The sequence below is a fragment of the Pseudomonas sp. PME37.24/006 genome (assembly GCF_055556635.1).
Genome location: NZ_JBVHNL010000002.1, coordinates 341,948 through 359,114, shown reverse-complemented (window position 1 = coordinate 359,114; position 17,167 = coordinate 341,948). Strand labels below are relative to the sequence as shown.

Here is a 17,167-nt window from a genome sequence, read left to right as displayed (position 1 = left end):
CTTTTGGAACTAAGCAAATAGCTCTTGGATATTTGCGGGGCTTTTGCTGGCCAAGGAAAATGCCCGATGGTAAAAAATTCTTGATGTAGGTCAAAGCCTTACTTTTAAAGGTGCCTTTTGAACATTTCCCTTAGCGGCCAGTTGGCCAAGGCGCTTTTCGACATCCATCCAGGTGAACGTGAACGTCAGCATGCCCGTGAAGGGCTGATGGATTACTTCGCGTGCCTGCTGCCAGTGCAGCTTGGTCTGCTTGCCGATTCCGGGCTGGTGCCTGTTCGCGACGTATTCCCCGCGGCGGGCAGTACGGAGAACCAGGCGCTGCAGCTGGGTTACATGAGCCATGCGCTGGATTTCGACGACTACCATGCGACGTTTCGTGGGCATCCCACCACGGTGGTGCTCTCCACGCTGTTGGCGTTGAGCGGACGTTATCCGGGCCAGGCGGCTGACGACTTTCTCGATGCCTATGTGGTCGGCGTGGAACTGGCCGGCCGCTTGGGCAAGGCCATCGGCACCCGTCACTACGCGGCCGGCTTGCACAGTACTGCGACCCTGGGGGTGATTGCCGCCGTCGGTGCTGCCAGCCGCCTGCTGCGCCTGACCCTGGAGCAGACCGAAGTTGCCATTGGCCTTGCCGCTACCCAGGCTTCGGGCCTGCGCGCCCAGTTCGGCTCTGCTGCCAAGGCGTTGCATGCTGGATACGCGGCGCGCAGTGCAGTCAACAGCATCGAGCTGTCCCGTAGCGGGTTCGCGGCTCAGCGCCAAGGGGTGCTGGAGGCATTTCTCGCCACGCTCGGTTTCGGCGTCGCCCAGCCGGCTGACCTGCTGGCGGGCTGGGGCGAGCCGTGGCGGATCATCGCGCCGGGGCTGGAGTTCAAGCGTTACCCCACCTGCGGCGGTACGCACAGTGCTGCCGAGGCGGCGTTCGTACTGCGCGAGCGGCTCGATGCTGAGCTGGATGCTGTGCGGCACATTGAGGTGAGCTTTCCGCCGGGGGCCGATACCGCGCCGAACATCATCGCGCCGGTCAATGGTGTGGAAGCGCGCTTCAGCCTGGAATACGTGATCGCCGATGCGCTGATCAACGGTGCGGTATCCCTCGAGCGCTACGGCGAGGCACCGGTCGACCCGACCATTGCCGCACTGGCTGCACGGGTGCGCCGCGTGCCGGATCTGAATGCGCCGGCGGACGAGCTCGACCCCGACCTGCGCTTTCACCGGGTCACCCTGTTCATGGCCGATGGGTCTTCCCACAGCCATTGCGTGACGCGCAAGGAGACCGCTGCACTGCCCACCGACGTGCAGGCGAAACTGCACAAGAATCTTCAATCGCTGCCTGATGAGCGAGTAGTCGCAATCAGTCAGGATCTACGCCTTGCAGACGATGCCGCGCTGCATCGCCTGATCTCACTCGTTGGCTTTCAATAAGGATTGGTTATGTCCGTGCAACAAACGTCGCCCCGTCAGCTACGCCTTGGTCTGTTCGTGCAGGCGCTGGGGCACCACGTGGGTGGCTGGCGTGCTGAGGGCGCGAAAGGTTCGCCCACCGATGTCGAGTGGTTCACCTGGATCGCCAAGACCGCGGAAGCGGGCAAGTTCGACATGTTCTTCGTCGGCGATGCGCTGGCTACCAGTGTGCATCGTCTGCCGTCCACCATGTCGCGCCTTGAGCCGCTGACCCTGCTGTCTGCGCTGGCCGTGCAAACCAAGCACATCGGCCTGGCCGCCACTGCCTCCACAACCTTCGATGAGCCGTTCCACCTGGCGCGCGCGCTCTGCTCGGTGGACCACATCAGCCACGGGCGTGGCGCCTGGAACGTAGTCACTTCGTTCTCCCTTGACGCTGCGCGCAACTTCAGCCGTGAAGACCTGCCGTCCCACGCCGACCGCTATGAAATGGCCCGCGAGTTCCTCGATGTGGCCTTCAAGCTGTGGGATGGCTGGGAGGAGGGTGCCATCGTCCGTGAGAAGGACACTGGCCGTTACTCCGACGAAAGCAAGATTCACGCGGCCAACCACAAGGGCAAGCACTTCCAGGTGCAGGGCCCGCTGAACATCGCGCGCTCTCCCCAGGGTCGTCCGGTGATCATCGAAGCGGGCTCTTCTCCTGCCGGGCAGCAACTGGCGGCGCAAACCGCCGAGGTGGTGTTCACCGCGGCGTCTTCGCTGGAAGAAGGCCAGGCGTTCTACAAAAGCCAGAAACAGTTCGTGCGTGACGCCGGTCGCAATGCCGACCACCTGCTGATTCTGCCGGGGGTGATGCCGATTGTCGGGCGTACCCGCGAACAGGCGCAGGAAGTCTGGAACCAGCTCAATGAACTGGTGGATATCGACAACGGTATCGAGCAGCTGTCCGCCCGTTTTGGCGTGGACATGACGGCGTATCCGCTCGATGGCCCGGTGCCGGAGATTCCCGCGACCGAAGGCAGCCAGAGCCGCGTCAAGCTGCTCACCGAGCTGGCCGCCCGGGAAAACCTAACCCTGCGCCAACTGGCTGCGGTGGCTGCTGGCTCGCGCGGCCACCGTGTGGTGGTTGGTACTGCGGAAGATATCGCCGATGACTTCCAGCTCTGGCTGGAGCAGGGCGGTGCCGATGGTTTCAACATCATGCCGGCCGTGCTGCCTGACCAACTGGAACTGTTCGTCGAGCTGGTGATTCCCGAATTGCAACGCCGCGGCCTGTTCCGCAGCGAATACCTATACAGCACGCTGCGTGAAAACCTCGGCCTGCCCTCCGTTGACGAAAATTTTGCCGCCGTTGCCCCGCTAGCAACCGAGAAGGAATAACCCATGAAACGCCTTGCACTGACCGCTGCTGCCTTCGCACTGCTGCCACTTTCCGGCGCCTTCGCCGCCGACAAGGGCGTACCCTTCAACGCCACCGCCAAACCCGAGGCCGATGCTGCGCTGCACGACAGCCTGCCGGAAGCGATCAAGAAGCGTGGCAGCATCATCGCCGGCACCAACCCGAACACGCCGCCGACGACCTTCTACCAGGCCGACAACAAGACCCTGGCCGGGCGTGAAATCGACATCATCAGCGCCGTTGCCGATCGCCTTGGCGTGAAGCTGGAGCTGCGCGATACCGGTGGTTTCGACAACATCATTCCGGGCCTGAAGTCCGGGCGTTACGATGCAGCGATTTCCAATATCGACGCCAATGCCAAGCGTCTCGAACAGGTGGATTTCGTCGGTTACTACAACGCCTCCAAGCTGGCGTTGATCGGCCGTAGCGACGCCACCAATGGGCCGTTCAATACCTTCCCGGAACTGTGCGGGCAGACTGTCGGTGCCGGTGCCGGCACCTCCCAGGTGACCCGTCTGCAGCAAGCCAGCGAAGCCTGCGTGGCCGATGGCAAGCCTGCCATCAACGTGCCGATCTTCCCGGATCGTCCGGCTGGCGTGCAGGCGGTGATCAGTGGCCGCGTGCCGATGTTCTTCGGCCCCTACGAAGGCCTGCGCTACCAGGCCAGCCAGGTGAAGGCGCTGAAGCTGGCGGGCGAGATCACCATCGAGGACACCATCGTTTCCATCGCCCTGGCCAAGGACTCTCCGCTGGGTAAACCGATCCAGGCAGCGGTCAATTCGCTGATCAAGGACGGCACCTACCAGCAGATTCTCGACAAGTGGGAAATCGGCTTCGGTGCGGTCGAGTCCGCTGGCCTCAACGAAGAAAACATCAAATGAGCCCACGGCCTGACGACGACATCGCCGGGCTGCGCATCGTCAAACACCGTCACTGGGGGCGCTGGTTCAGCGCCTTGATCGTCTTGCTGTTGCTATCGCTAGTGGCTACTTCGATGGTCAACAACCCACGTTTCGAATGGGACGTAGTGGCACAGAACCTGACGGAGGAATCGATCCTCAACGGCGTGCTGATGACCATCGAGCTGACGGCCATCTCGGTGGTTTTCGGCTTCGCCGGCGGCACGCTGCTGGCCTTGATGCGGCTGTCTTCCAACCCGGTGCTGGTCAGTGTCAGCTGGGGCTACACCTGGTTCTTCCGGGCCGTGCCGATGCTGGTGCAGCTGTTCCTCTGGTACAACGTCGCCGCGCTCTATCCGCAGCTGTCGCTGAGCCTGCCGTTCGTTGGCGAGGTGTGGAGCGCTGCCACCAACGAGGTCATCAGCCCGTTCAGCGCGGCGGTTCTGGCACTTGTCATTCACCAGTCCGCCTATGCGGCAGAGATCATCCGGGCTGGCATCCAGAGCGTCGGCCAGGGCCAGCTCGAAGCCGCCAAGGCGCTCGGCTATCGCCCAGGGCAGATATTCCGCCAGACGGTGCTGCCACAGGCCATGCGAACCATTCTCCCGCCAGCGGGCAACGAGGTGATCGGCCAGCTGAAAACCACCGCGGTGGTGTCGGTGATCGCGCTGCAGGACGTGCTCTATTCGGCGCAGATCATCTATCAGCGCACCTATGAAGTGATTCCGCTGCTGCTGGTGGCCACCGCCTGGTATCTGGTGATGACCTCGGTGCTATCGGTGCTGCAGCATTACGTGGAAGTGTGGTTCAGCCGCGGCAATGGCCCGGCACGCAGCAGTTGGTTGCGCCGCAACAAGGGCACGCAGGAGTCCGAAGCATGAGTGAGTCCATCCGCCTGCGTGGCGTGCACAAGCAGTTCTCCGGCAACACCGTGCTGCACGGTATCGATCTGGACATCGCCGCCGGCTCGGTGACGGTGATTCTCGGGCCGTCCGGTTCCGGCAAGTCGACCCTGCTGCGCTGCATCAACCACCTGGAAAAGCTCGACGGCGGGACCATCCATGTCGGCGAGACCCTGATCGGCTACCAGCGCAAGGGCCAGGCCCTGTACGAGCTGCCGGAAAAGGTCGTGGCCCAGCAGCGCCAGCGTATCGGCATGGTGTTCCAGCAGTTCAACCTGTTCCCGCATCGCACCGTGTTGCAGAACATCGTCGATGCACCGATGCGCATCCTTCGTCAGAAGCGTGCAGAGGTGGAAGCGCGGGCCATGCAACTGCTCGAACAGGTGGGCCTGGCGCATCGTGCGCAAGCCTGGCCGCGCGAGCTGTCCGGCGGGCAGCAGCAGCGTGTGGCAATCGCCCGCGCGCTGGCCATGCAGCCCGACGTGATGCTGTTTGACGAACCGACTTCTGCCCTCGACCCCGAACTGGTCGGCGAGGTGCTGCAGGCGATGAAGCAACTGGCGCACTCGGGCATCACCATGGTGGTGGTGACCCATGAAATCGGTTTTGCCCGGGAAGTGGCGGACAATATCGTGTTCATGGACAACGGCAGAGTGGTGGAGGGCGGTGACGCCCGTACGCTGCTCGACAATCCGCAGCATCCGCGCCTGCGCGAGTTTTTGGCCAGCGTGTTGTGAAGCCGGGGCGACTGTTGAAAATCCTCTCCGGCTCATCGATCCGGCTATTCGGCGTGGTGGGCGGAGAGGGCAGTCGTGCAGCACATCTGTGCTATTGAGCCCTTTTAGAGCTGCTGATAATTTCCATGGTTTGTCTTTATCCTGACGCAGCCGAGTGATTCGCGCAGCGAGTGCCAGGCGAAGGGCGTTCATTGCTGCCAGACAAGAGGCGCTTCATGGGTGAAATCAGTTCGCAACGTCGTTCTCTCAAGCGAACGACGCGCGTTACGGCTGTGATAGTAGTGGCGTGGAGCGGGGCATTCGCGGGTTCATCGGCTGCAAGTGATGCGTCATCGGGCGCCTGCATTGCCGAGTCAGACTTCCGACAGGGCAGTGTGGTCGAAACGCAGGCTCGGATCAGCAACGCGCCCGACGTGTTGGGTCACAACAAAACCGAAACCCTGGGCCGTCAGTCCTTCGCAGATGCCAATCCGCTGGTTCAAGCACAAACGACGCTGATCAATAACGCCCCGGCCTTCACGGGTTACGTCTTCGTTGACCTCGTGGATGGCAAGATCATCCGATATGGCAACCAACACGGCAGCGGTGCTTCACTGGTCACTACCTACAACATCCCGCCACCGGCCGTTCCGATCGATCTTCAACCGGGGCAAAGCGTTACGGTCAGCTATCTCAGTAAAACCGTCACGGCCGGCCCGGGCGTAGAGTCCGAGATCACGGAGAAGCACACCTACATCGGTCGAGAGACGATCACGACACCGCTGGGTACCTTCGATACCTGCAAGTTCACCAATGAGATTTCCTCGGGGTCCGCATCCAGCAAGGATGGAAGACATCTGGCCGTCATCGAGAGCTGGTTCGCGTCCGAGGGGCCTTATGGCGGCCGCCTCCTGAAAACCTTCGTTCCTGCCCAAGGCGGATTACCGGACGTGACCAACGAAATGGTCAAGATCACCAGCACCTCGCCGTAATCCACGTCAGCGTGGGCGCTCAACTATTGCACTCGCATGGCGCAGAAAACCTGGATCGTTCCCATCTCAGCGCCCGAACTAAAGCCGACGGCTTCCGACGGCTTCAGATATTCTGACACGTAATTTAACATAATATACATTATGCGAACTAAAGCTGCCGCTCACGGGTAAGCTATAAGCTATCTAGCGGTTTGTGCAGGTTCACTCCCGATCATGATCAAACCAAGCATTCGCTTTAGCGATCACCGCTTTGCGTGCGCTGCCAGATTCACTGAATGGTCCTGATATGGTGAATTGCTTGAGTGGTTTTCCGTTGTCGTCCTGGAATGTGGCGATGACTGCTTGTGCGACGCCGCCCAGTTCAGTTGCCCAGATGAATTCGAGCTGCACGTTGCGTGAGCCGCTTCTGCTGGTGTGAGTGAATGCCAGCTTTTTGCTGGTAAGAGTCGTCATGGTGAAAACACTCTGAAAGATTTAAGCCGCCTATTTCTCTCATTTCACTGTAGGTGATTGAACGGATACGTCTAGCGCAAATGACCAAGGCTTTCGCTGCGCCTTTTGCGACACGCAGTGAAAGCCTTGTTTGCAGGAGCGTTTAGAGGATAAGACTACCGATCAAGGCCAGCAGGAAGGCAATGCTGCCCAGCAAGGTCTCCATCACTGTCCAGGTCTTTAGGGTGGTTTTCTCGTCCATTTCCAAGAAACGGCTGACCAGCCAGAAGCCCGAATCATTGACGTGAGAAAGAACCGTTGCACCACCGGCAATAGCGACGACGATAAAACACAGATCGAACTCGCTCAGTCCTGGAGTTGCCGCAACCGTGGGAGCCATCAGCGCCGCCGCCGTGGTCAGTGCTACTGTGGCTGAGCCTTGGGCCACACGCAGCGCCGCAGAGATCACAAATGCCGCAACGATAACGGGCATCCCTGTATCCGAGAGCGTTGCCGCCAGAGCATCACCGATGCCGCTGGCACGCAATACGCCACCGAACATGCCGCCTGCACCTGTTACAAGGATGATCGAGCAGATTGGTGCAAGCGCGCCTTCACAGATTTTTTCCAGGTGCTTGCGCCCATGACGACCGCTGAAGGCGATCAGAGCAAAAATCACCGTTATCAGCAGTGCTACTGGCGTTTTGCCGATCATGCGCAGGAACTGTACCCAGTCACTGCTGCCATCGACCGCACCCACCACGCTAAGGGTGTTAAGCCCGGTATCGAGGAAGATCAGCACGAGCGGCATCAGCAGAATGGTCATCACCAGCGCGAACGACGGCGGTGCCACACTGTTGTCGCGCTCGACCTCCGTCAGGAAGCTAGCCGGCAGCTTCAGGTCAAAGCGTTTGCCTGCCCACAAGCCGAACAGATAACTGCCGAAATACCAGGTTGGCAACGCGATCAACCCGCCTACGAGAACCAGCAAGCCAATATTGGCACCCAGCAACTCTGACGCTGCAACGGGGCCAGGGTGCGGTGGCACCAGGGCATGCATGGCCGCAAAGGCACCGGCTGCAGGCAATGCGTAGGTCAGCGTGGAGCCGCCGAAACGTTTGGCCACGCTGAAAATGATCGGCAGCATCACGACCAATCCGGCATCAAAGAAAATCGGGAAGCCGAACAGCAGCGAGGCGACGCCCAAGGCAAATGGCGCACGCTGCTCACCGAATTTATTGATCAGCGTGTCCGCAAGCACCTGAGCGCCACCAGTGACTTCAAGCAATCGGCCAATCATCGCACCCAGACCAACCAGTAACGCTACGGCTGCCAAGGTACTGCCGAACCCACTTAATAGGGCTGGGACGACTTTATCGTAGGGGATCTGCGTAGCCAGCGCGGTGATGATACTGACCAGCACCAGCGCGACGAAGGCATGCAGACGAAAACGGATGATCATCAACAGCAGCAGAAGTACGGCGCCTGCTGCGATGGATAGAAGCGCTCCAGCGCCGAGGGTAGTGGCTACCTCATTCATGATGAGCGCCCTCCTCTACAACTGCTGCCATTCGGCAAGGCCGAGCGTGATCATCTTTCAGGGACAGGTAACGGTGAGCGTGATGGATGGTTTTCATATCGTCTCCACTTGTCTTTGTTATGGGAGAAACTGGGTTGTTGCGTTATCAGCAGGTGTTATCGATCGGACGCGCACCACCAGTCAGCGGCCTTCTGGCCGAGCGTATCGATGGCTTGCGTGGCATCAAGGGTCAGCGTTGCATGCTCGCCGCGAGGCGATTCGAGTGTGGCGAACTGGCTGTCGATAAGGCTGGCAGGCATGAAATGACCGGGACGGTCGCCCACACGTTTGGCAGCTTCTTCGCGGGACAGCTCGAGAAAGACAAAGCCTAGCCCGGGCACTGCCTCGCGCAACCGATCACGGTATTGGCGCTTGAGTGCGGAACAGGCCAGCAATGGCCGATCATGGGTTTCGAGTGCGCTGGCCAATTCCTGGCCCAGGCGAGTCAGCCAGTCAGCACGATCCTCATCGGTAAGAGGCGTGCCGGCGCTCATCTTCTCGATGTTCGCGGGAGGGTGAAATTGGTCACCTTCAATCAGGTAACCGCCGACCTTTTCGGCGATCGATTCTCCGACGCAACTCTTGCCACAGCCGGATACGCCCATGACTACCAAGGCGGTTATTGGGTTATGCATATCTCAACTCCAGCGGAAGACAGCGCTATCTTTGAAGATCGTAAATATCTGCAAGACGGCGGCTTCGAATGTTGTAAATGTTATTCGCCAGGTACTGCTGCTCCGGGCCATATGAGCAATCCACATGATTGCCAAGCCACCGAGACAGCGCTACCTTAAACGCCAATTACTGCCGATGACAAGCCCTTGCAATGAAATCTCCGACGCCCAGCAACTCCCGTACCCTTGGTATGCCCACGCTGGCAGAAGTCGCCGAACGCGCAGGGGTTTCCACTATCACCGCATCACGTGCATTGCGTGGTGTTGCGACAGTCGGGGCTGATCTCGCTGAACGCGTGCGCAAGGCGGCCGATGAACTGGGCTACGTGGCGAACCCTGCCGCGCGCACCCTGGCGTCGGCGCGTAGCACGTCGGTCGTGGTGTTGATCCCCTCCCTGTCCAACCAGTTGTTCATCGAGCCACTGGATGCGATTCACGAAGTGATGCGCCCACGTGGTATCGAGGTTCTGATTGGCGATTACCACTACTGCCGGGATGAGGAAGAACGGCTGGTGCGCAACTATCTGCCGTATCGGCCGATGGGCATGCTGCTGACCGGTTTCGACCGCACCGAGGGCACGCGACACCTGCTGAGTGCCAGTCGCATACCCTGCGTGCACATGATGGAATTGAGCAGTGCACCCGGTATCGCTAGCGTCGGATTTTCTCAGCAGGCAGCCGGTGAAGCTGTAGCGCAACATCTGCTGCAGCAGGGGCGCAAACGGCTCGCTTATGTCGCAGCTCAGTTAGACCCGCGGGTGATGCAGCGTGGTGAGGGGTTTCGACGCACGCTGCAGGCCGCCGGTGTGTATGACCCGGCGCTAGAGCTGCTGCACCCCCTGCCCTCATCCATCGGCTTGGGTGGCCAGCTGTTTCGTGAGCTGATGCAACGCCACCCGGATATCGACGGCATCTTCTTCTGCAATGACGACCTTGCTCAGGGCGCACTGTTCGAAGCGCAGCGTTGTGGTATCGCGGTTCCCGGGCGTGTGGCGCTGGTCGGTTTCAACGACTTGCCAGCGTCCGCCCATACGGTGCCAAGGCTGTCGTCGATTCACACGCCGCGCACCGAAGTCGGCCGCGAAGCCGCCAATCTGCTGCTGAAAATGCTCGATGGCCGCCCTGCCGCGTCAAGCGTCGACCTCGGCTTCGAACTGCGGGTGCGTGAAAGCAGTTAGTGGATCCCCCGGCTTCCGTCATCAAACCGCAATCGATTTGCGACATGCTTCAGGCCTGACACAGGGATGTGTCGCCCCAGAAAAAAGCCCGGTCAGATGCCGGGCTTCTTTCATTCAGAGTTGGATCATTCCAGCGTCAGTGCGACGCGGCCACGATCCGGGCAGGCTTCCATGTAGCGATGTGCTTCGACGAACTCCTCGAACGGGAAGGTCTTGTCGATACGCGGCTTGAGCACACCTTCCGCGGTGAGCTTGTTGATGTGATCGAGCGCCCGCTGCACTGCTGCGCAATCCTGTTCGATCCCCAGCTCCGAGTGCCCAGTGAAATCCAGCACGCAGTGACGGAAGAACTGCAGGTGTTTCTTAAACGCGGCGCAGGCCGGGAATGCGGCATCGTTACCGCCGTTGAGCCCGTACAGAATCAGCTTGCCCCGGGTGGCCGCAACATCACCGAGCAGTTTGAGCTGCTGACCAGCGCAATGGTCGAGGATCACTTCGGCGCCCTTGCCTTCTGTGTAACGTTCGACCTCGAGAACCAGATCCTGCTCTTCGGTGAAGATGATCTTGTCAGCGCCTAGTTCACGCAGGAACTCACGGCTGTCCGGCACGCTGGTCGATACGATGACATTGGCGCCGAGCGCCTTGGCCAGTTGAACCGACTGCGGAGCCAGGCAATGGCAGGCCTCCGTGATCAGCACGTGCTGACCCGCCTTGAGCTTGGCCAGGTCGACCATCGCGAAGTAGGCGAACAGCAGGCCGGTGTAATGCACGCTGGCTTCCTGCGGGCTGAGCACGTCAGGAAAGCGGGTCAGTGCAAAACGCGGCACGACCACGCGGTCGCCCCAGGTCGGATAGCGATTGGGGGTACTGGCCGGGAAGGCGGCAACCTGCGCGCCGACTTCGAGGTCATCAACGCCCTCGCCTACGGCTTCTACGATACCGGCCAATTCTGAGCCGACACCTGATGGTAATTTGGCTTCTTCCGACGCCAGGTTCTGGCGCCACAGTACGTCACCCCAGCTAACCCCAAGGGCCTGGACGCGTACCAGTACCTCCCCCGCTGCGGGGGTAGGTGTCGGCATTTCTTCGCACTGCAATACGCTGGCGTCGCCGAACTTGTGGAAACGGATCATGCGGGACATCGTCAACCTCAACTGATCGCGGATTGGTTATTCATTGGAATCGACTTTATCTGCTGACCTTCACGTACACCACCCGGCCCGATTGATAGTCGTCATGCCTGACAGTGATATAGGCCACTAGAACGTGTGGATATATCGATGATACCGGTGTCTTTCCCAATTCGCTCAAGTGCTCGTACTATTGGCGGACAAGGCTCTCACTAGCGTCCCGCTCTGGCAAGCCCGCACATTGGTACTTGGATGAACCGCAACGACCTGCGCCGTCTCGATCTCAACCTGCTGATCGTTTTCGAAACACTCATGCATGAACGCAGCGTGACCCGCGCGGCAGAGAAACTGTTTCTCGGCCAGCCGGCGATCAGCGCCGCGTTGTCGCGGCTGCGTACGCTATTCGACGACCCTTTGTTCGTGCGCACCGGGCGCAGCATGGAGCCCACGGCCCGCGCCCAGGAAATCTTCGGCCTGCTCTCGCCCGCCCTGGATTCGATCTCGACGGCGGTCAGCCGTGCTTCTGAATTCGACCCGGCCACCAGTACGGCAGTATTTCGCGTCGGCCTCTCCGACGATGTCGAGTTCGCCCTGCTTCCTGCCCTGCTCCGCCGTATGCGCTCCGAGGCGCCCAACGTGGTGCTGGTGGTGCGCCGCGCCAACTACCTGCTGATGCCCAACCTGCTGGCCTCTGGCGAGATCTCGGTGGGTGTCAGTTACACCGAGGAGCTGCCAGCCAACGCCAAGCGCAAGACCCTGCGCCGCAGCAAGCCGAAGCTGTTGCGTGCCGATGTCGTGCCCGGACCGCTGAGCCTGGACGACTACTGCGCTCGCCCGCATGCCATGGTGTCCTTCGCGGGGGATCTCAATGGTTTTGTCGATGAGCAACTGGCGCGCCTGAATCGCAGCCGCAAGGTGGTGCTCGCCGTGCCGCAGTTCAATGGCCTGGGCACCCTGCTGGCAGGCACCGACCTGATCGCCGTGGTCCCCGACTACACCGCTGCTACCCTCACCGCTGCTGGCGGGCTGCGCGCCGAAGACCCACCCTTCGAGAGCGACACGTTCGAAATGTCCATGGCCTGGCGCGGCGCTCAGGACAACGACCCGGCCGAGCGCTGGCTGCGGTCGCGGATCCAGATGTTCTTCGGTGATCCGGACAGCCTCGAATAACAGATTCAGCCATACCGGGCGATCTATGCAGTATAGATAGGTAGCTTGCTATTTATATTCCAAATCGTAATATCATCATTCACAGTGATATCTATCTTCGGAGCGTTCGATTCGTTCCTTGATGTTGCTGAGACCAGACTCCGCCTCCATCACTACTAACACCTTGGCGGATCGTAATCATGGAACAGCCCACTACCCGGCTCTGGCCCTTTCCTCTGGCACTCGCCGCAACTCTGGTGCTCGCCGCCTGCGGCAAGAGTGAGGATGTGGCGCAACAACAGATGCCTGCGGCGAAAGTCACTGTGGCCGAGGTCATCGAACAGCCACTCAACGAGTGGGATGAATTCACCGGCCGCCTCGAGGCACCTGAATCCGTGCAAGTCCGCCCACGCGTCTCGGGCTTCGTCGACAAGGTAAGCTTCAACGAAGGCGCCCTGGTGAAGAAAGGTGATCTGCTGTTCCAGATTGATCCGCGCCCCTTCCAGGCCGAAGTCAAACGCCTCGAAGCGCAACTGCAGCAAGCCCGTGCCAATCAGGCTCGCACGGTCAGTGAATCACGCCGTGGCGAACGTCTGCGTGAGGGCAATGCGATCTCCACCGAACTGGCTGATGCGCGCAAAACCGCGGCCCAGGAAGCTCAGGCTGCAGCGGCCTCGATTCAGGCCGAGCTCGACAACGCCCGCCTCAACCTCAGCTTCACCCGCGTGACCGCGCCTATCGACGGTCGCGTCAGCCGTGCCGAAGTCACTGCCGGAAACCTGGTGACCGCCAGCGAGTCGCTGCTGACCTCGCTGGTGTCCACCGACAAGGTGTATGCCTACTTCGACGCTGACGAACGTGCCTTCCTCAAGTACACCGAGTTGGCCCGCCAGTCCGGCCACGACAGCCGCGGCAAGAGCCCTGTTTATCTGGGGCTGTCGAACGAAGACGGTAACCCGCATCTGGGCCAGCTGGACTTCCTCGATAACCAGGTCAACCCGCGTACTGGCACCATCCGTGGCCGCGCAGTGTTCGATAACGCAGACGGCCGCTTCACCCCGGGCCTGTATGCGCGTTTGAAGCTGGTCGGCAGCGATACCTACGACGCCACCTTGATTCAGGATGTCGCCGTCGGTACCGATCTCGGCAAGAAATTCGTGCTGGTGCTCGGCACCGACAACAAAGTCGTCTACCGCTCCGTGCAGTTGGGGCCGAAGCTCGAAGGTCTGCGCATCGTCCGTGATGGCCTGGCCAAGGGCGAACGTGTCGTGGTCAATGGCCTGCAACGGGCGATCCCGGGCAGTACGGTGGATCCACAGTCTGTGCCGATGGCCGATGAGAAAACCCTGGCGGCTCTGGAACGTCAGCGCCGAGCGGTAGCTTCGGCCCGCGCCGAACGCAGTGACGAGCCGCTGAAGGTCAGCCTCAAGTAACACCCTGCTTCACCCGCTTTTCCCTTACCTGAAATCCTGCTCGCGCCATTGATGGCGTGGGCAGGCTGGGCTGTGCCCGTCATTCCAAGGACACTCAGATGAACTTTTCCCAGTTCTTCATCCAGCGGCCGATCTTCGCCGCCGTGCTGTCGCTGATCATTCTGATCGGCGGCGCCATCTCGCTGTTCCAACTGCCGATCAGTGAATACCCGGAAGTGGTACCGCCCACTGTAGTGGTCACCGCCAACTTCCCGGGCGCCAACCCAAAGGTCATCGGTGAAACCGTGGCATCGCCGCTGGAGCAGGCCATCGTTGGTGTCGAGGGCATGCTTTACATGTCCTCCCAGGCCAACAATGACGGGCGCATGACGCTGACCATCACCTTTGCCTTGGGTACCAATCTGGATACCGCACAGGTGCAGGTGCAAAACCGCGTGACGCGTACCATGCCGACCCTACCCACCGAGGTGCAGCGCCTCGGTGTGACGGTCGACAAGGCCTCGCCGGACATGACCATGGTGGTTCACCTGACGTCGCCGGATAACAGCTATGACATGCTCTACCTGTCCAACTACGCGGCGCTGAACATCAAGGACGAGCTGTCGCGTCTGGACGGTGTCGGTGATGTGCGTTTGTTCGGGCTGGGTGACTACTCGATGCGCGTCTGGCTCGACCCGGACAAGGTCGCCTCTCGCGGGCTGACCGCCACCGACGTGGTCAACGCCATCCGCGAGCAGAACCGTCAGGTGGCCGCCGGCTCCCTGGGCGCACCGCCAGGCGCCGGTGACACCAGCTTCCAGCTGTCGATCAACGCCCAGGGCCGTCTAGTTACCGAGGAGGAATTCGAGAACATCGTCATCCGTGCCGGTGAAAATGGTGAGATCACTCGCCTCAAGGACATCGCGCGGATCGAACTGGGCTCAGAGCAGTACGCTCTGCGTTCGTTGCTCAATAATCAGCCGGCCGTTGCCATGCCGGTCTTCCAGCGCCCCGGCTCTAACGCCATCGCCATTTCCGATGCGGTGCGTGAGCGCATGGCCGAGCTGAAGGAGAGTTTCCCTCAGGGCGTTGACTACGAAATCGTCTACGACCCGACCATCTTCGTACGCGGCTCCATCGAGGCGGTGGTGCACACCCTGCTCGAGGCCATCGTGCTGGTGGTACTGGTGGTGATCCTGTTCCTGCAGACCTGGCGCGCGTCGATCATTCCCCTGGCCGCCGTGCCGGTGTCTCTGATCGGCACCTTCGCGGTGATGCACATGTTCGGCTTCTCGCTCAATGCCCTTTCGCTGTTCGGCCTGGTGCTGGCCATCGGCATCGTGGTGGACGACGCCATCGTGGTGGTGGAGAACGTCGAGCGTAATATCGGCCTCGGCAAGACGCCGGTCGAAGCCACCAAGCAAGCGATGAAGGAAGTCACCGGGCCCATCGTTGCCACGGCGCTGGTGCTGTGTGCGGTGTTCATCCCTACCGCGTTCATTTCCGGGCTTACCGGACAGTTCTATCAGCAGTTCGCGCTGACCATCGCCATCTCCACGGTGATCTCGGCCTTCAACTCCCTGACCTTGTCGCCGGCCCTGGCTGCCGTGCTGCTCAAAGGTCATAACGAGCCGAAGGATCGCTTCTCGCGCGTTCTCGACCGCATGTTCGGGCGCTGGTTGTTCAACCCCTTCAACCGGGTATTCGACCGTGCCAGCAATGGCTACGTCGGTACCGTGCGCCGGGTACTGCGCGGCAGCGGCATCGCTCTGGTGGTCTACGCCGGCTTGATGGGCCTGACCTACCTGGGCTTTGCCAGCACGCCGACCGGCTTCGTGCCGCCACAGGATAAGCAGTACCTGGTCGCCTTCGCCCAGTTGCCGGATGCTGCCAGCCTGGATCGCAGCGAAGCGGTGATCAAACGCATGTCCGACATCGCCTCCAAGCACCCCGGTGTGGCCAACACTGTGGCGTTCCCTGGCTTGTCGATCAACGGCTTCACCAACAGCCCTAACAGCGGCATCGTGTTCGTCACCCTGAAAGACTTCGACGAGCGCAAGGATGCATCGCTGAGCGCCAATGCCATCGCGGCCGAACTCAACGGCAAGTTCGCCGATATTCAAGAGGCTTACATCGCCATCTTCCCACCACCACCGGTGATGGGCCTTGGCACCATTGGCGGCTTCCGTGTGCAAGTTCAGGACCGCGCCAACCTGGGCTACGACGAACTGTACAAACAGACCCAGAACATCATCGCCAAGAGCCAGCAGGTACCGGAATTGGCCGGGTTGTTCACCAGCTATCAGGTCAACGTGCCACAAGTGGAGGCCAACATCGACCGTGAGAAGGCCAAGACCCACGGCGTGGACATCGATCAAATCTTCGACACCATGCAGGTCTATCTGGGCTCGCTGTACGCCAACGACTTCAACCGTTTCGGTCGTACCTATCAGGTCAACGTCCAGGCCGATCAGCAGTTCCGCCTGGAAGCCGATCAGATCGGGCAACTGAAGGTGCGCAACAACCGTGGCGAGATGATCCCGCTGTCGACCTTCGTGAAGGTTAGCGACAGTGCCGGGCCTGACCGGGTTATGCACTACAACGGCTTCATCACCGCGGAAATCAACGGTGCGGCGGCGCCCGGCTACAGCTCCGGCCAGGCCGAAGCGGCGATGGCCAAATTGCTGAAGGAAGAGCTGCCCAACGGCATGAGCTTCGAGTGGACCGAGCTGACCTATCAGCAGATCCTCGCCGGTAACACCGCGCTGTTCGTGTTCCCGCTCTGCGTATTGCTGGCCTTCCTGGTGCTGGCTGCTCAGTACGAAAGCTGGAGCCTGCCGCTGGCGGTCATCCTGATCGTACCAATGACCCTGCTGTCGGCCATCACCGGGGTGATCCTGGCGGGGGGTGACAACAACATCTTCACCCAGATCGGATTGATCGTACTGGTGGGATTGGCGTGCAAGAACGCCATCCTCATCGTCGAGTTCGCCAAGGAGCAACAGGAGCATGGCCTCGATCGCGTAGCCGCGGTGCTGGAAGCCTGCCGCTTGCGCTTGCGGCCCATCCTGATGACCAGCTTCGCCTTCATCATGGGCGTGGTGCCCCTGGTGTTGTCGAGCGGCGCCGGTGCGGAAATGCGTCATGCCATGGGTGTTGCGGTGTTCAGCGGCATGCTCGGGGTGACCTTCTTCGGCCTGCTGCTGACGCCAGTGTTCTATGTGCTGATCCGCGCTTTCGTGGAAAAACGCGAAGCCCGCAAGGCAGCCCGTCTGCAGGAGGTGCAGGCATGAATTCC

General features: G+C 60.7%; 14 protein-coding genes. 10 read left to right on the top strand and 4 right to left on the bottom strand.

Annotation, left to right across the window (positions count from 1 at the left end):
• Positions 1-117: 117 nt before the first annotated feature.
• The 6 genes from ACZ3GY_RS07125 to ACZ3GY_RS07100 all read left to right on the top strand — a co-directional run bounded on the left by ACZ3GY_RS07125 (position 118) and on the right by ACZ3GY_RS07100 (position 6,315).
• Complete coding sequence (locus tag ACZ3GY_RS07125; RefSeq protein WP_465909468.1) at positions 118-1,428, top strand: MmgE/PrpD family protein; 1,311 nt, start codon at positions 118-120, stop codon at positions 1,426-1,428.
• A gap of 9 nt (positions 1,429-1,437) precedes the next feature.
• The gene (locus ACZ3GY_RS07120; protein ID WP_465909467.1) at positions 1,438-2,787 is read left to right on the top strand and encodes an LLM class flavin-dependent oxidoreductase; all 1,350 of its coding nucleotides are present in this window, start codon (positions 1,438-1,440) and stop codon (positions 2,785-2,787) included.
• Between the two features lie 3 nt (positions 2,788-2,790).
• Complete coding sequence (locus tag ACZ3GY_RS07115) at positions 2,791-3,687, top strand: ABC transporter substrate-binding protein (RefSeq protein WP_465909466.1); 897 nt, start codon at positions 2,791-2,793, stop codon at positions 3,685-3,687.
• Positions 3,684-4,586, top strand: coding sequence for an amino acid ABC transporter permease (locus ACZ3GY_RS07110; protein ID WP_465909465.1), 903 nt, complete (start codon positions 3,684-3,686; stop codon positions 4,584-4,586). The genes ACZ3GY_RS07115 and ACZ3GY_RS07110 overlap by 4 nt, the downstream gene beginning before the upstream one ends.
• Positions 4,583-5,344, top strand: coding sequence for an amino acid ABC transporter ATP-binding protein (locus ACZ3GY_RS07105; protein WP_225832293.1), 762 nt, complete (start codon positions 4,583-4,585; stop codon positions 5,342-5,344). Before ACZ3GY_RS07110 ends, ACZ3GY_RS07105 begins: the two co-directional genes overlap by 4 nt.
• Positions 5,345-5,559: 215 nt before the next feature.
• Entirely contained in the window at positions 5,560-6,315 is a 756-nt protein-coding gene (locus ACZ3GY_RS07100) for a DUF3108 domain-containing protein (RefSeq protein WP_465909464.1), read from the top strand.
• Positions 6,316-6,516: 201 nt separating this feature from the next.
• On the opposite strand, the gene ACZ3GY_RS07095 is transcribed toward ACZ3GY_RS07100, so the two are convergent.
• The 3 genes from ACZ3GY_RS07095 to ACZ3GY_RS07085 form a co-directional block, all read right to left on the bottom strand.
• On the bottom strand, positions 6,517-6,768 hold the full coding sequence (locus ACZ3GY_RS07095) for a hypothetical protein (RefSeq protein ID WP_465909463.1): 252 nt from the start codon (positions 6,766-6,768) through the stop codon (positions 6,517-6,519).
• 142 nt (positions 6,769-6,910) lie between these two features.
• Positions 6,911-8,287: a GntP family permease gene (locus ACZ3GY_RS07090; RefSeq protein WP_465909462.1), complete on the bottom strand. Its 1,377-nt coding sequence runs from the start codon at positions 8,285-8,287 to the stop codon at positions 6,911-6,913.
• Between the two features lie 155 nt (positions 8,288-8,442).
• Complete coding sequence (locus ACZ3GY_RS07085; RefSeq protein ID WP_465909461.1) at positions 8,443-8,961, bottom strand: gluconokinase; 519 nt, start codon at positions 8,959-8,961, stop codon at positions 8,443-8,445.
• Positions 8,962-9,152: 191 nt separating this feature from the next.
• On the opposite strand from ACZ3GY_RS07085, the gene gntR reads away from it, so the two are divergent.
• Positions 9,153-10,178 carry an HTH-type transcriptional regulator GntR gene (gene gntR, locus ACZ3GY_RS07080; protein WP_465909460.1) on the top strand — a complete coding sequence of 342 codons (1,026 nt, stop codon included), beginning with the start codon at positions 9,153-9,155 and terminating at the stop codon, positions 10,176-10,178.
• A gap of 125 nt (positions 10,179-10,303) precedes the next feature.
• Here gntR and ACZ3GY_RS07075 read toward each other — a convergent pair whose 3' ends face one another.
• Positions 10,304-11,320 (bottom strand): zinc-dependent alcohol dehydrogenase family protein, encoded by a 1,017-nt coding sequence (locus ACZ3GY_RS07075; protein ID WP_465909459.1) that lies wholly within the window; start codon positions 11,318-11,320, stop codon positions 10,304-10,306.
• 240 nt (positions 11,321-11,560) lie between these two features.
• Here ACZ3GY_RS07075 and ACZ3GY_RS07070 point away from each other — a divergent pair, with 240 nt between their 5' ends.
• From ACZ3GY_RS07070 to ACZ3GY_RS07060, 3 genes are all read left to right on the top strand, one after another.
• Positions 11,561-12,478, top strand: coding sequence for a LysR family transcriptional regulator (locus tag ACZ3GY_RS07070; protein ID WP_463566248.1), 918 nt, complete (start codon positions 11,561-11,563; stop codon positions 12,476-12,478).
• A gap of 179 nt (positions 12,479-12,657) precedes the next feature.
• Positions 12,658-13,890 (top strand): multidrug efflux RND transporter periplasmic adaptor subunit MexE, encoded by a 1,233-nt coding sequence (mexE, locus tag ACZ3GY_RS07065; protein ID WP_465909458.1) that lies wholly within the window; start codon positions 12,658-12,660, stop codon positions 13,888-13,890.
• 98 nt (positions 13,891-13,988) lie between these two features.
• Positions 13,989-17,162 (top strand): efflux RND transporter permease subunit, encoded by a 3,174-nt coding sequence (locus ACZ3GY_RS07060; RefSeq protein WP_465909457.1) that lies wholly within the window; start codon positions 13,989-13,991, stop codon positions 17,160-17,162.
• Positions 17,163-17,167 lie beyond the last annotated feature (5 nt).

Coding starts and splice junctions, on each gene's coding strand:
- ACZ3GY_RS07120 (WP_465909467.1), top strand. CDS start 1,438: ATGTCCGTGCAACAAACGTCGCCCCGTCAGCTACGCCTTGGTCTGTTC.
- ACZ3GY_RS07115 (WP_465909466.1), top strand. CDS start 2,791: ATGAAACGCCTTGCACTGACCGCTGCTGCCTTCGCACTGCTGCCACTT.
- ACZ3GY_RS07110 (WP_465909465.1), top strand. CDS start 3,684: ATGAGCCCACGGCCTGACGACGACATCGCCGGGCTGCGCATCGTCAAA.
- ACZ3GY_RS07105 (WP_225832293.1), top strand. CDS start 4,583: ATGAGTGAGTCCATCCGCCTGCGTGGCGTGCACAAGCAGTTCTCCGGC.
- ACZ3GY_RS07100 (WP_465909464.1), top strand. CDS start 5,560: ATGGGTGAAATCAGTTCGCAACGTCGTTCTCTCAAGCGAACGACGCGC.
- ACZ3GY_RS07095 (WP_465909463.1), bottom strand. CDS start 6,768: ATGACGACTCTTACCAGCAAAAAGCTGGCATTCACTCACACCAGCAGA.
- ACZ3GY_RS07090 (WP_465909462.1), bottom strand. CDS start 8,287: ATGAATGAGGTAGCCACTACCCTCGGCGCTGGAGCGCTTCTATCCATC.
- ACZ3GY_RS07085 (WP_465909461.1), bottom strand. CDS start 8,961: ATGCATAACCCAATAACCGCCTTGGTAGTCATGGGCGTATCCGGCTGT.
- gntR (WP_465909460.1), top strand. CDS start 9,153: ATGAAATCTCCGACGCCCAGCAACTCCCGTACCCTTGGTATGCCCACG.
- ACZ3GY_RS07075 (WP_465909459.1), bottom strand. CDS start 11,320: ATGTCCCGCATGATCCGTTTCCACAAGTTCGGCGACGCCAGCGTATTG.
- ACZ3GY_RS07070 (WP_463566248.1), top strand. CDS start 11,561: ATGAACCGCAACGACCTGCGCCGTCTCGATCTCAACCTGCTGATCGTT.
- mexE (WP_465909458.1), top strand. CDS start 12,658: ATGGAACAGCCCACTACCCGGCTCTGGCCCTTTCCTCTGGCACTCGCC.
- ACZ3GY_RS07060 (WP_465909457.1), top strand. CDS start 13,989: ATGAACTTTTCCCAGTTCTTCATCCAGCGGCCGATCTTCGCCGCCGTG.